Source organism: Streptomyces atriruber, from assembly GCF_001418325.1.
Classification (GTDB): domain Bacteria; phylum Actinomycetota; class Actinomycetes; order Streptomycetales; family Streptomycetaceae; genus Streptomyces; species Streptomyces atriruber.
The window spans coordinates 48,208-61,288 of record NZ_LIPN01000171.1 but is presented as its reverse complement, the minus strand read 5'-3'; the positions used below and the strand labels follow the sequence as shown (position 1 = coordinate 61,288).

The 13,081-nt window shown below is 72.2% G+C and carries 15 protein-coding genes; 6 read left to right on the top strand and 9 right to left on the bottom strand.

The features are described from left to right. Positions 1-13 precede the first annotated feature (13 nt). From AOK03_RS19545 to AOK03_RS19535, 3 genes are all read right to left on the bottom strand, one after another. Positions 14-694: a DUF3105 domain-containing protein gene (locus AOK03_RS19545; protein WP_055566590.1), complete on the bottom strand. Its 681-nt coding sequence runs from the start codon at positions 692-694 to the stop codon at positions 14-16. Positions 695-809: 115 nt separating this feature from the next. Then, the gene (locus AOK03_RS19540) at positions 810-1,214 is read right to left on the bottom strand and encodes a hypothetical protein (protein ID WP_055566589.1); all 405 of its coding nucleotides are present in this window, start codon (positions 1,212-1,214) and stop codon (positions 810-812) included. Positions 1,215-1,342: 128 nt separating this feature from the next. Further along, positions 1,343-2,209: a class I SAM-dependent methyltransferase gene (locus AOK03_RS19535; protein WP_055566588.1), complete on the bottom strand. Its 867-nt coding sequence runs from the start codon at positions 2,207-2,209 to the stop codon at positions 1,343-1,345. 135 nt (positions 2,210-2,344) lie between these two features. Between AOK03_RS19535 and AOK03_RS19530 the strand changes: the two genes are divergently transcribed. Next, positions 2,345-2,932 carry a TetR/AcrR family transcriptional regulator gene (locus tag AOK03_RS19530; RefSeq protein ID WP_055566587.1) on the top strand — a complete coding sequence of 196 codons (588 nt, stop codon included), beginning with the start codon at positions 2,345-2,347 and terminating at the stop codon, positions 2,930-2,932. Positions 2,933-2,963: 31 nt separating this feature from the next. On the opposite strand, the gene AOK03_RS19525 is transcribed toward AOK03_RS19530, so the two are convergent. The 3 genes from AOK03_RS19525 to AOK03_RS19515 form a co-directional block, all read right to left on the bottom strand. Then, positions 2,964-4,160, bottom strand: coding sequence for an NAD(P)-binding domain-containing protein (locus AOK03_RS19525; RefSeq protein WP_055566586.1), 1,197 nt, complete (start codon positions 4,158-4,160; stop codon positions 2,964-2,966). A gap of 154 nt (positions 4,161-4,314) precedes the next feature. Then, entirely contained in the window at positions 4,315-4,896 is a 582-nt protein-coding gene (locus AOK03_RS19520) for a hypothetical protein (RefSeq protein ID WP_157869003.1), read from the bottom strand. A gap of 128 nt (positions 4,897-5,024) precedes the next feature. After that, complete coding sequence (locus tag AOK03_RS19515) at positions 5,025-6,497, bottom strand: peptidoglycan D,D-transpeptidase FtsI family protein (RefSeq protein WP_055566584.1); 1,473 nt, start codon at positions 6,495-6,497, stop codon at positions 5,025-5,027. Positions 6,498-6,612: 115 nt separating this feature from the next. Here AOK03_RS19515 and AOK03_RS19510 point away from each other — a divergent pair, with 115 nt between their 5' ends. After that, on the top strand, positions 6,613-7,551 hold the full coding sequence (locus tag AOK03_RS19510) for a LysR family transcriptional regulator (RefSeq protein WP_055566583.1): 939 nt from the start codon (positions 6,613-6,615) through the stop codon (positions 7,549-7,551). Next, positions 7,548-8,447 (top strand): serine hydrolase, encoded by a 900-nt coding sequence (locus AOK03_RS19505; protein ID WP_055566582.1) that lies wholly within the window; start codon positions 7,548-7,550, stop codon positions 8,445-8,447. The genes AOK03_RS19510 and AOK03_RS19505 overlap by 4 nt, the downstream gene beginning before the upstream one ends. 236 nt (positions 8,448-8,683) lie before the next feature. Here the strand turns inward: AOK03_RS19505 and AOK03_RS19500 are convergent, their stop codons facing one another. Both AOK03_RS19500 and AOK03_RS19495 read right to left on the bottom strand, forming a co-directional pair. Beyond that, positions 8,684-8,992, bottom strand: a complete 309-nt coding sequence (locus AOK03_RS19500; protein ID WP_055566581.1) for a hypothetical protein — start codon at positions 8,990-8,992, stop codon at positions 8,684-8,686. Next, entirely contained in the window at positions 8,989-9,366 is a 378-nt protein-coding gene (locus AOK03_RS19495) for an ArsR/SmtB family transcription factor (protein WP_055566580.1), read from the bottom strand. The genes AOK03_RS19500 and AOK03_RS19495 overlap by 4 nt, the downstream gene beginning before the upstream one ends. Positions 9,367-9,530: 164 nt before the next feature. Here AOK03_RS19495 and AOK03_RS19490 point away from each other — a divergent pair, with 164 nt between their 5' ends. Genes AOK03_RS19490 through AOK03_RS19480 form a run of 3 tightly spaced genes read left to right on the top strand, consistent with a single transcriptional unit; the run spans position 9,531 to position 11,832 of the window. Continuing rightward, the gene (locus tag AOK03_RS19490; RefSeq protein ID WP_055566579.1) at positions 9,531-10,220 is read left to right on the top strand and encodes an ABC transporter permease; all 690 of its coding nucleotides are present in this window, start codon (positions 9,531-9,533) and stop codon (positions 10,218-10,220) included. Continuing rightward, complete coding sequence (locus AOK03_RS19485; RefSeq protein ID WP_055566578.1) at positions 10,217-10,897, top strand: ABC transporter permease; 681 nt, start codon at positions 10,217-10,219, stop codon at positions 10,895-10,897. The genes AOK03_RS19490 and AOK03_RS19485 overlap by 4 nt, the downstream gene beginning before the upstream one ends. Further along, positions 10,894-11,832, top strand: a complete 939-nt coding sequence (locus AOK03_RS19480; protein ID WP_055566577.1) for an ABC transporter substrate-binding protein — start codon at positions 10,894-10,896, stop codon at positions 11,830-11,832. The genes AOK03_RS19485 and AOK03_RS19480 overlap by 4 nt, the downstream gene beginning before the upstream one ends. 78 nt (positions 11,833-11,910) lie before the next feature. Here the strand turns inward: AOK03_RS19480 and AOK03_RS19475 are convergent, their stop codons facing one another. After that, a complete protein-coding gene (locus AOK03_RS19475; RefSeq protein WP_055566576.1) occupies positions 11,911-13,074 on the bottom strand; it encodes an ABC transporter ATP-binding protein in 1,164 nt (387 codons plus the stop codon). Between the last annotated feature and the right edge of the window lie 7 nt (positions 13,075-13,081).

The window sequence follows — 13,081 nt, the reverse complement described above, 5'->3', positions numbered from 1 at the left end:
GGCCGGACCCGGATCACGCGGACTCGATCCCTCCGGCGCATGCGGCGCCCGGCTCCGGAGTCTGCGGGCCCTGCACGTACTTGCTGAAGAACTCCGCGACCCGCGGGTCGGCGGCGCTGTCGACGGTCAGCTGGTGTCCCCAGGCGGACAGCATGATCGGGCTCCGCTGCTGCTCGACCGGGCTCATCAGGCTGTACGAGGTCTGGGAGACCTTGTCGCTCAGCTTCTTGACGTCGGCGGCGGGGGCCTTCTTGTTGTACGTGACCCAGACCGCGCCGTGTTCGAGGGAGTGCACGGCGTTCTCGTTCGGTATCGCCTTCTTGTAGACCTTGGCCTCGCAGGTCATCCAGGCCTGGTTGTGGTCCCCGCCGACGGGCGGCGTCATCGGGTAGTCGACGGTCTTGTCGACGTGATCGCGGCCCAGCTTCTTGGCGTCCCACGTCTTCTCGCCCCGCACGGGCTTCTTCGCGGCGGCGGTGTTCTGCTCCTCCTTGTCGTTGGCACGATTGATCGCGTACGCGCCGAAGCCGATGAGTCCGGCCACGATCGCCGTGCTCACCGAGACGGTGATGATGCGGTTGCGCCGCTCGCGGGCCTGCTCCGCGCGCTGCATCGCCTCGATACGGGCCTTGCGCGCGGCGGCGGCCGCCTTCTTGCTCGGCTTGTTGGGATTGCCGGACTTGGCCTTGGCCATGGGTGTTCCTTGTCCCCGCGCACGGGGGCGCGGCGGTGGTGGCGGTGTCTGTGTCGGTGGACGCCGTGTGCGCGGGGCAGGCCGCATCCGCGGTCCCGCCCTGCCGGGGGTCCGCCTAGGTCCGCTGCACCTGAAGCATGTGGAGGTCGGGAGAGCCGCGGGTCGAGGGCTCCTCGACCGCGGTACCGGGCGCCGACAGCGCCTGGGGGTAGGGCACTTGGTGGTGGAGGGCCGACAGGGACGGTGCGGCCGGGCCGGGCACCGCTCGTACGCCGTGGGCGGAGGGTGCGCAGCACTCCTCTTCGGCCGGGCAGTCGGAGCCCTCCACAGGCGTCGCGCAGTCGTCGGGGGCCAGGGCCATGGCGGCGGCTGCCGTGTGCCCCGTGCCTTCGTGGCCGCCGTCGGGCGCGACGGGGCCGAGACACATGAACAACGTGGTGACGAGGGAGACGAGCGCAGCGGCCGACGCGACGCGGCACCAGCTGTGCCGGGCGGCGCGGGTCCACTGCGACTGTCTCATCGGAGCGCATCGTAGCGATCGTCGGCGGCGGGACGTTCGGGTACCCCGTCACACCCCGGCCGTGCCCTGGTCTGCCGCTTCCCGTGCCGCGCGCTCAACTCGCCCCGGCGCCCCGCTGCTCCGAGGGCTCAGAGATCGGCCGTGCCCGTCCTCGAACCCCGCACCGCCGTCACCAACAGCGCCGTGCTGCGCAGTCGCAGCGCGCCGTCCGCCTCGTGGGGGCGCAGGACGTCCGTCAGCCGTTCGCGCGCCCGGTCCCGGACCTCGGGGGCGACCTGGCTCGTCAGATGGCGTCCGGGACCGGAGCCGAGAAGGAACGCGGCGGCGTCGGCGGCATCCCGGCCCCATGTTCCGTACGTCTCCACGCGCTTGGCCGCGACGTCCTCGAACCCGGCGGCGGACAGCACCTCGCAGGTCCTGTCGACGTCCGCCAGGGAGAACATGCCGGGCGCGCCGGGCGCGCCGAAGCCGCCGATGGGAAGCAGGTCGCCCAGCGCGGCGAAGGCCTGCAGCCACTCGTTGTCCTCGGGGTACGCGCCGCAGACGAACGCCGCGTGCCCGCCGGGGCGCAGCGCGCGGGCGACGTTGCCGAACCCGGCCACGGGATCCGCGAAGAACAGCACGCCGTAGCGGCTGATCGCGACGTCGTACGTGCCCGGGGCGAAGGGGTGGACCTGGGCGTCGCCCTGCGTGAAGGAAACGTTGTCCGGGCCTTCGCGGCGGGCGGCGCGGCGCGCCCGGGCCAGCATCGGCGCCGACAGGTCGAGGCCGAGCGCGTGGCCGCCATCCGCCCGGCGTGCGGCCAGCCTGGTCGTCTGTCCCGCGCCGCAGCCGATGTCCAGGACGCGGTCGGTCTCCCCGACCGAAGCGGCGTCCAGGAGCGGGGTGTTGAATCCGGCGTTCACTGCGTCCCAGCGGTCCTGGTTGCGGGCCCAGTGCTCCCCCTCGTAACCGTTCCACGCCTGCGCCTGCTCGGTGTTGATGACGTTCCGCACTCCGTGCCCCCTGATGCATGACGGATGGGGCGCCCACCACGTTAGTATGGGCGCTCGCCCAAACAGTATGGGCGAGCGCCCATACGTGCAACGGGTCGGCCCGGGTGCCTTGTTGCCGATGTCGAGGAGAGAGCCATGTCACCGCGCGGAGTCGCCATCCCCGATCTTCGCGAGCGGCTGTTCGACGCCGCGGAGCGGATCGTCGCCCGCGAGGGCGTCGCGGCCCTCACCAGCCGGGCCGTCACCAGTGAGGCGGGCTGCGCCAAGGGGGTCCTGCACACGCATTTCGGGGGCGTGGACGCGTTCGTCGCCGAGCTCGTGCTCGACCGGTTCGCGCGCACCGCGGCCCACGCCCAGGGGCTCCCCGGGCGGGCGGGTCAGGACACCGTGGCGGCGAACCTGACCGGCGTCGCGCTCGGACTCCTGGACTCCCTGGACCCCCGAGTCGTCGGCCTGGCGGTGACCAGCAACGCCACCTCCCAGCAGATCCGCGACGCGCTGGCGGAGGGATCCCCGGGCTTCGACGCGATCCAGCACGCGCTCACCGACTACCTCGACGCCGAACTGCGGCTCGGCCGCCTGCCGGACGGCACCGACACCGCCACGGCGGCGCTCGCCCTGGTCGGCACCGTCCACCACCTCCTGATGACCGGGGGCTGGGCCGGTGCGCCCGACCCCCGGGCACAGACCGAGCGGCTCGTCGCCCTGCTCGTACCGCAGTGAGCACGGGCCCCCTGCGGGGGGCGGGGCGTGCTCACTCGTCGCAGCACGCGGCCACGGACTTCGTCAGCCGAGGGCCCGCGAACCGGGTGCCGCTCACCAGGCGCATCGCGGGGCCGTAGGTCGCGACCGCCGAAGGCCCGGTGAAGTACAGCCCCGGCACGCTGGAGGAGAACCCCTTGTCCAGGACGGGAAATCCGCCGATGCGCATCAGGTCCGCGCGCAGCTCCGGGGAGAGGAACTCCAGGGCCTCCAGCTGGACGCGGTAGCCCGTGGCGGCCAGGACGTGTTCGGACTCGACGGTGTGGGTGCGTCCGTCCGGCGTCGTCGTCCGCAGGGTGACCCCGCCGCCGTGCGTCTGCGCCGCCGTGATCTGCTGCTGCGCGAGGACGGGCACTCTGCCCTCGAACCGTTCCTTCAGCCACCACGCCCCGGCGGGGCGCAACGCCCGCTCGGCGAACCGGAGCCGGGCCGCGGCGGGCAGCCGCCGGAACGCGGCGGGCTGGCGGGTCAGGCCGTACATGGCCCAGGAACGGCCCGCCGGGGTTTCGGGCCGCCAGTGCGGTCCCGACGACGGCGGCGCGTCGAACCGGACCCGTGCGCCGCGCGCCACCACCTGCACATCGGCGCCCGCCTCATGGAGCAGAGCGGCGCTCTCCAACGCGGACTGGCCGGCCCCGACGACGGTGACGCTGCGCCCGGCGAAGCTGCTCGGATCGGTCTGCTGCGAGCTGTGCGAGATCAGGCCGAGCGCCGAGGGCCCGCCGGACGCCGCCGCCGCGAGGGGCGCGGGCAGATGCGCGAATCCGGTGAGCCCGGTGGCCACGACGACGGCCCCGGCCCTGAGCACCTCGCCCGACGAGAGCTTGACGCGGAAGCCGTCCGCGCCCCGGTCGACCGCGGCCACCCGCTCGTCCTCTACGCGAGGCACCAGCCGGTCCCGGAACCACCGTCCGTACCGGAGGAACAGGCCGACGGGCACCTGGTCGTGGGTGTCGAGCCTGCGCTCTCCGGCGTCGCGGCAGTAGTCCTGGAGCGTGAAGCCCTCACGCGGGGTCGCCAGCTCGGTGGCGGCGGGCGGTGTCCGCAGGAGCATCCCGGCGGGCATGCGCCGAGCCCAGCTCGCCACGGGGGCGCCGAAGATCCGCACGGGGATGCCGCGTGCCCGCAGGTGTGCGGCGGCGGACAGGCCGTACGGACCCGCGCCGATGACGACGACGGTCTTGGACATGGAGGTCCCTCCTGGCGCCGCGGCCGCGCGCGGTGTCGAGGTGCGGACACGGCTCGGTGCGGCGCCGAAAATCTGTAGCGGAACGTGCGGAGTCGGCGTGCCGGAGCCGCTCACGTCCGCGTCGGCCGGCGCGGTGGACGCGCTGCGGGCCGGGTCAGGCGGTGAGCGGCGGGCGGGCCGGGGGACCCCGCCGTACCACCGTGTTCGCGAGGAGGAGGGGGAGCGAAGGCGCGTGGGCCGGACGCCCGCGGCGGTGTGCCGGAGCCGGGCCGGGTGGGGCGAGGGAGAGCGGCGCGCGGCACGGCCGCAGCAGCCGGGCCAGGAAGGCCCAGAGCAGGCGCAGCATCCGCGTCAGGGAGCCGCCGAGCGGGTTCGGCGGCCGGGAGGCGGGAGCCGGTGCGTGGCTCCGGTCGCCTCGGACGAAGGTCCACCGGGTGCGGCCGCCGTCCTGCGGCAGGGCGAGGCGGAGCGAGAGCGCGGCGTGGAACAGGACCGCCGCCGCGACCGTCCTGGTGTCCCACGAAGGCGCCGGGCCGAGCGTGGGACCGAACAAGAAGTGGTACGTGGCGACGGCGAAGAGAGTGCTCGCCAGCGAGAGGACGACGGGCCGGGACGTCTGACGCGCCGCCGGTCCCGGCCGCATCGCCGCCGTCGGCCATGCCGACGCTCCCGGCCGCGCGGCAGTGATGTGCCGGCCGCGCGGCCGGGAGCGAAGCACCGGTCCCGAAGTCTTCATGACGCACCCATCATGGTGCGTCAGCTCGCGGCTGTCACCCGGGGAGGGCGTACCTCGGCCCCGCAGCATTCGTTAACACCGGCCATCGGAAGGGGAGTTGGCCCCTCGGTCGGCCCTGCCCGCCCGCGCTAGCGCTTGAGCACCGCCTCCATGACCGCCTTCGCGATCGGCGCCCCCAGGCGGCCGCCCGCGATCTCGGAGCGGGAGATGTCCATGTCCTCCGGGTCGACGAGCACCGCGACCGCCACCGGTGAAGTGCCGTCCGGCTGCTTGGCGTACGAGACGAACCATGCGTACGGCCGCTCGTCGCGGACGTCCGCGCCGTGCTGCGCGGTGCCCGGCTTGCCGCCCACGGTGACGCCCTCCATGTGGACCTTGTCCGCCGTGCCGTCGGTCACCGTGTGCTCCATCATGGCCTGCACCTTCTTCGCGGTGTCCACGGAGACGGCCCGGTCGAGCACCTCGGGCTCGGCCTTCTCGATCAGCCCCAGGTCGGGGCCGCGCAGCTCGTCCACCATGTAGGGCTTCATCACCTTGCCGTCGTTGGCGAGCCCGGCGACGGTCATGGCCATCTGCAGGGGCGTGCTGGTCACGCTGCCCTGGCCCATGCCGGTCAGCGCGGTCTGCGGCTTGTCCAGCCGCTCGGGGTAGGCGCTCGCCGCCGAACGCACGGGCGTGAACTGCTCCTGGTTGAACCCGAACTTCTCCGCGGTCTCCCGCATCTTGTCCTTGCCGGTCCTGAGCGCCGCGTCCAGGAAGACGTTGTTGCACGACCACTGCATGGCGGTCTTCATCGAGACCTTGTCGCACTGGGAGTTCGGGACGACATTGCCGATCTCCGTGCTGCTGAGCGGCAGCCGGTAGGGGGCCCGGGCGCCGGACGGGGCGTCGATGTCGGTGACGGTGCCGTGCTCCAGGGCGGCGGCCGCGGTGAGGATCTTGAACGTCGAGCCGGGCGGGTAGGTCTCGCGCGTCGCCCGGTTGTTCAGCGGCTTGTCCTTGCGCTCGTCGAGCTCCTTGAACGCCTTGCCGTCCTTCCCGGAGATGCCGGCGAAGACGGAGGGATCGTACGAGGGGGTGCTCGCCATCGCGAGGATCTTGCCGGTGCGCGGATCGATGGCGACCACCGCGCCCTTGGCGTCGAGATCCGTCAGCCCTTTGTAGGCGGCCTTCTGTGCCTTGGGATCGATGGTGGTGACGACGTCGCCGGGCCGCGGCTTCTCCCCGGTCAGGGCGTCCAGGGTGCTGCCGAGCAGTCTGCTGTCCTTGCCGCTCAGCACGTCGTTCTCGACGCCTTCGAGGAACGTCGCGCCCTGGGCCTGGGAGAAGTACCCGGTGACCGGCGCGTACATCGCGCCTTCCTTGAAGGTGCGCTTGTACTTGAGGTCCGAACCCGGCGTCGCCACGGACCCCGTGATCGCCTTGCCGCCGACGACGATGTCGCCGCGCGGACTGCTGAACGTGTCGATCTGCACCCGCCGGTTCTTCGCGTGTTCGGCGAGGCTGTCGCCCCGGGCGAACTGCACCCACGTGGCCCGCACCAGCAAGGACAGCACGAGGACCCCGCAGAAGACGGCTATGTGCCGCAATGTCCTGTTCATGGCCTGAGGAGAGCAGTTCCGCGGCCCATGTGTCCAAGATGGATATGGAGTGCGTACTGATTAATCTGCGATATCGTCCCTGTTCGTGGACCTGATACTGCATCTCCGGTGCTTTGTGGCTGTTGCAGAAGAGTCACATTTCGGCCGTGCCGCCGCCCGCCTCGGCACGGCCCAGCCACCGCTGTCGCAGCGCATCCAGCGACTGGAGCGCGAGCTCGGGGTCCGGCTCTTCGAGCGCAACAGCCGCCAGGTGACGATCACCAAGGGAGGCATGCTCCTCCTCGACGAGGCCCGCGAGCTGCTGGCCCGCGCCGAGGCCCTGATGGCCACCAGCCGCCGCATCCGGGACGGCGACGCCGGACTGCTGCGCGCCGCGCTGCCGCCCGACATCGCGGGCGAGACCGTCGCCGAGATCCTGGCCGACTTCCAGCGGCGCCACCCGGACGTGGAGCTGGAACTGCACGAACTGTCCACCTCGGAGCAGCTCGCCCGGTTCGCCTCGCACGACCTCGACGTCGGGCTCATCCACCACCCCTGCGACGTCACGGGCCTCGGCCTCGGCCCGGTCCTGCGGCGCGAGCTGGGCGTGCTGCTGCCGCGCGACGCGCCCGCCGCCGCCTTCGACGAGGTTCCGCTGGACGCCCTCGGCGACCACGACCTGATCCTCTTCCCGCGCGCCAACGCCCCCGCCCTGCACGACGACCTGCTCACCACCTGTGCCCGCAACGGCTACACCCCCGCCGCCATCCGGCACGGCCAGGGCAGCAGCTTCATCCGGGGCCTCATCCGCTCGGCCAACTCCGTGGCCTTCCGGCCGCGCGCTGCCCGCTCCGCCGACGCGGCCGCCGACGACCCGGAGATCGTCTGGCGCCCGCTGGCGGGCGCGCCGCTGGCCCTGCGTCATTCGGTGGCCTGGCCACAGGGGCGCAGCGACGCCGCCGTCACCGCCTTCGCGGAGGCCACCACCCACGCGATGTGGAAAACTGCCGCGGTGACCACCGATCTGCCCTCGCGCCCCGTCCATCTGCGCCCGGCAGCGGAGTACTACCTGTGAGCAACACTCTCGGCCTCCTGCGCGGAGCCTTCGCCGAAGCCGGTGTCACAGGCCGCCTGCACGCGGTCGACATCGACTCCGGGGCGGAGCTCGACGCCGGCGCCGACCAGCCGGTCGTCACCGCCAGCGTGCACAAGCTCTGCCTGCTCGTGACGCTCCACCAGCAGGCCGCGGACGGGGAGTTGGACCTCACCGAACAGGTCGAGTGCCCCGCGGGACTGCGCACGCCGGGGCCCACCGGCCTCTCCGCGATGCTCGACCCGGTCCGCATGTCCCTGCGCGACATCGCCTTCCTGATGATGGCCGTCAGCGACAACACCGCCGCCGACCTCCTCCTCGCACGCGTCGGCCTGGACGCCGTCAACGCCACCACCGCCGCGCTCGGCCTTGACCGCACGCACGCGCGGCACACCTTCAGCGAACTCCTCGCCACGATGAAGGAGGACGCGGGCCCCGGCGGCGCGCAGGCGCTGACCGACCCCCACGTCATCGCACGGCTGCGGGCGCTCGACCCCGCCCGCAGCAACCGCAGCACCCCGCGCGACATGACCCGGCTGCTCACCGCCGTCTGGCGCGACGAGGCCTGCGCCCCCGAACACGGTGCCGCGATCCGCCGCCTCCTGGGCCTGCAGGTCTGGCCGCACCGGATGGCGTCGGGCTTCCCCTTCGACGACGTCCACGTCGCGGGCAAGACCGGCAGCCTGCCCACCCTGCGCAACGAGGTGGGCGTCGTCGAATATCCCGACGGCGGGCGCTACGCCGTGGCCGTCTTCACCCGCGCCGCCGGTACCGCGGCCATCCTGCCCGCGGCCGACGCCGTGATCGGCACCGCCGCCCGCATCGCCGTCGACGCGCTGCGGGCGCAGCCGGCGCGGGCGTTGCGGGAAGGCGGCTGACGCCGTGCCCTCCCGCCCCACGGATCACGCCGGTTCGCGCGCCGCATCCCGTGCCTCGCGCGACACCTGACGCGCCGCATTCCGCGGCCCGGCGCGTCGAACAGCGCGCCCGGCCACCAGAACCACCGGCCCAGATCCAGGGCCGGCGCCGGTACCAGGACCGTGCGCACGAGTGTTTGCTCTGGGTGCGGCCGGGAGTTGCAGCTCCCGGCCGCACCGCATCGGGCGGGCCCGGCCTATTCGATCTCACGCATCATCTTCTCCATCGCGCCGACCGAGTGCCGGGTCTTCGCCAGCTCCTCGCGGGTCTGCTGCAGCTCCTCCAGGGAGCGCCGGTGCAGCTCGACGTTGTCCTCCAGCAGTTGCGCGTATCTCGCCGCGAGCGTCTTGTACTGCTCCTCGCGGGCCGCCAGCATCCTGGCGCGCCAGGTGGCCGCGACCTGCCAGACGATGACGGTCAGCAGCAGGAAGAACCCGGCCGCGCCGACCGCCCCGACCCAGTCGCTCACGTCGCCGTCGGCGAGCGTCACCAGTTGTCCGTTCACTTCGCTTCCTCTTTCGCGGTCTCCGCTTTCGCGCTCTCCACGGATTTCTCCCGGGTGTCCGTGAGGCTCCGAACCGCCCGATGGACGAGCTGTGGCGTCAACTCGTAGAAGAACGGCGCCACTTCGAAGTACTTCACGTTCTTTCCGTCCTCGCTCACTTCGAGCGAACCGATGACCAGCCCGGCCCCCTCGAGCAGTTTCAGATGCATGTGCAGCAGCGGTCGGCCCATGCCGATCTCGCGGGCCAGCGCGCTGACGTAGTTGCGGCGCTCGGTGAGCGCCGCGACGATCCGCATGCGGTGCGGATTGCCCAGGGCGGTGAGCGCCTTCAGGAGCTCGTCGCCCGTCGGCTCCGGAACCGGTTCCTCGGTCATCGGGGTTTCTCCTTGGTGCCTGTCAAGAAACGCTGACACGTGCGTCGAGTACGTGTCAAAGATTCCTGACACATATCAGGGGCAGATGGGGGACATCTCGGGGTCGGACCCGTACGGGTCACCAGAACGCGCCGTCTGCCCGCCGTCCCGCCTTGAATGAACGGGTGACCGCGCCTCCCGACGACTGCCTCGCGCGCAACGAGTGGATCTGCGGCGAGTACCTGAGCACCCGCCGCCAGATCCTGCTCGACGCGGTCGTCCAGCACCTGCAGCTGACGTCGCTCTCGGTCCTGATCGCGCTCGTCGTCGCGGTGCCGCTCGCCGTGCTCGCCCGCCGCTGGGGATGGGCCGCGGGACCGGTCCTCGCGCTCACGACCATCCTGTACACCATCCCCTCACTCGCGATGTTCTCGCTGCTGCTCCCGGTCTACGGACTCTCCGCCTCGCTCGTCGTCGCGGGCCTCGTCCTCTACTCCCTCACCCTGCTCGTGCGGAACATCCTGGCCGGGCTGCGGGCCGTTCCCGAGGACACCCGACAGGCCGCCCGCGGCATGGGCTACGGGCCGATCCGGCTCCTGCTCACCGTCGAACTGCCGCTCGCGCTGCCCGCGGCCATGGCCGGGCTGCGCATCGCCACGGTCTCCGCAGTCTCCCTCGTCACCATCGGCGCGATCGTCGGCTTCGGCGGACTCGGCAACCTCATCTACACCGGCATGAACACCTACTTCAAGGCGCAGGTGCTCACCGCCTCCGTGCTGTGCGTCGTCATCGCCGTCGCGGCGGATCTGCTGCTGCTCGGCGTGCAACGCGTCCTCACCCCCTGGGAACGAGCGGCGAGGGCGGTCCGCCCATGAAGACACTCGGCGACGCCTGGGCATGGCTCACCGACTCGGCGCACTGGGCCGGTGACGACGGCATCTGGCACCGGCTCACCCAGCACCTCGTCCTCACCGTCGTCTGTCTGCTGCTCAGCTGCCTCATCGCGCTGCCGATCGCGCTGGTCCTCGGTCACCTCGGCAGGGGCGGCACGCTCGCCGTGAACATCTCCAACGTCGGACGCGCCGTGCCGACCTTCGCGGTCCTCGTGCTGCTGCTCCTCACGCCCCTCGGCACGTGGGGCGAGGGCCCGACCGTCGTCGCGCTCGTGCTGTTCGCCGTACCGCCGCTGCTCACCAACGCGTACGTGGGCATGCGCGGCGTCGACCGCAGCATCGTGCAGGCCGCGCGCGGCATGGGGATGACCGGCCGCCAGATGCTGTGGCGGGTCGAGCTGCCGCTCGCGCTGCCGCTGGTGCTCAGCGGCGTCCGCATCGCCGCCGTACAGCTCGTCGCCACCGCCACCATCGCCGCGCTCGCGGGCGGCGGCGGGCTCGGCCGGATCATCACGGCGGGCTTCAATCTGGCGAGCACCCCGCAGGTGGTGGCCGGTGCCGTCCTCGTCGCCGTCTTCGCGCTGCTCGTCGAGGGCGTCTTCGAGGTGGCCGAACGGCTCGCGCCCGGGTGGGCGCGGGGGCGGGGGAGTGCCGGATGAGGCGGCGCACCGGGCTCGCGGCCGCCGTCCTCGCCCTTGTGAGCGGCTGCGCGACCGGCCCTTCGCTGGAGACCCAGGGCGAGGTCACCGCGCCCCCGGGCGACAGCAAGAGCCTGGTCGTGGGCTCCGCGGGTTTCACGGAGTCGGACCTGCTCGCCCAGATGTACACGCTGCTCCTGAACAAGGCGGGGTACAGCACGCGCATCCTGTCCGTCGCCAACCGCGAGCTGTACGAACCCGCCCTGGAGTCCGGCCAGATCGACGTCGTCCCCGAGTACGCGGCGACCTTCGCGGACTGGCTCAACGCCAAGAAGAACGGTGCCGACGCGAAGCCCGTCGGCTCGCCCGACCTCGACGCGACCATGAAGGCCCTGCGCCGCCTCGCCGCCCCGCGCGGCCTCACCGTCCTCGACCCCGGCAGGGCCGTCGACCAGAACGCCTTCGCCGTCGCCGCCTCGTACGCCGAGCGGCACAAGCTCAAGACCCTCAGCGACCTCGGCCGATCGGGCCTGAAGGTGCGGCTCGCCGCGGGCGACGAATGCGTACAGCGCCCCTACTGCGCCCCGGGGCTGAAGAAGGTGTACGGCATCGACATCACCGGAGTCGACCCCAAGGGCGTCGGCACGACCCAGGCCAAGAAGGCCGTACAGGGCGGCCAGGACCAGATGGTGCTCACCACGTCGACGGACGCGACCCTCGACGACTTCGGCCTGGTGCTGCTCAAGGACGACAAGAAGCTGCAGAACGCCGACTACCTCGTGCCCGTGGTCAACCGCTCCCGGGCGGGCAGCGAGGGCGTCGCTGCCGCCCTGGGGCGCCTTGGTCCCGTGCTCACGACGGCGGACCTGGCATCGATGAACGAACAGGTCGACAGCTGGCGACGGCTGCCGCAGGACGTGGCGCGAACGTATCTGGAGAAGAAGGGCTTGCTCTAGCGCCCCGCTAGGGGCGCGGGGAACTGCGCGACCAGCCCCCAGTCCCGCAGCCGAAAAACCGCCCGACCAGCGCAGCGTCTACGCGTCGGCCACCGAGTCGAACTCCACCTGGTCCCTCGCCACGCCCTGCGCGTCCGCGTCCACCGAGCGGCGCAGCGCCTCGTGCAGCTTCGCCGGGGTCAGGACGCCGAGGAAGCGCGCCCCGTCAAGCACCGCGACCCAGCCCGCGTCGTGCTGGAGCATCACGCCGAAGGCCTGCTTGAGCGGGGCGCCGACCGGCACCCAGGAGTTCATGCGGTGCGCCAGGTCGCCGACCGTGCCGCCGGTCCCGGCCAGCGACAGCTCGTCGAGGCCCACCCAGCCGTGCAGATCGCCGTCCGTGTCCAGGACGACGGCCCACCGCGCCTCCTCCTCGCGCAGCCGGGCCGCGGCCTGCGTGGCGGGCTCGTCGAGCCGGGCGATCGGCGGTTCCTCCAGGTCGTCGGTCTGGATCTCGGTCACGGAGAGCCGCTTGAGCCCGCGGTCGGCGCCCACGAACTCGGCGACGTACGGCGTCTCCGGCGCCCCGAGCACCGCCCCCGGAGTGTCGAACTGCTCGATGCGCCCCTGGCCGTACACCGCGATGCGGTCACCGAGCCGGACCGCCTCCTCGATGTCGTGCGTGACCAGGAGCACCGTCTTGCGGACGGCGGCCTGCATCCGCAGGAACTCGTCCTGCAACTGCTCGCGCACCACCGGGTCGACGGCGCCGAACGGCTCGTCCATCAGGAGCACCGGCGGGTCCGCTGCCAGCGCCCTCGCCACGCCCACGCGCTGGCGCTGACCGCCCGAGAGCTGTTCGGGGTAGCGGGAGCCGTACGTCTTCGGGTCCAGGCCCACCAGCTCGAGCAGCTCCGCGGCCCGCGCCCGCGCCTTCGCCTTCTTCCAGCCGACCAGGGCCGGGACGGTCGCCGTGTTGTCGAGGATCGTGCGGTGCGGGAAGAGGCCGACCTGCTGGATGACATAGCCGATGCGGCGGCGCAGGCGCACCGGGTCGACGTCGGCGATGTTCTCCCCGTTCACGAAGATGCGCCCCGACGTGGGCTCGATGAGCCGGTTCACCATCATCATCGTGGTGGTCTTGCCGCAGCCGGAGGGGCCGACGAGCGTGACCAGTTCGCCCTCGGCGACCTCGAAGGAGAGGTCGTCCACGGCCGTGGTGCCGTCCGGGTAGCGCTTGGTCACCTGCTCGAACCGGATCATGTCCTCA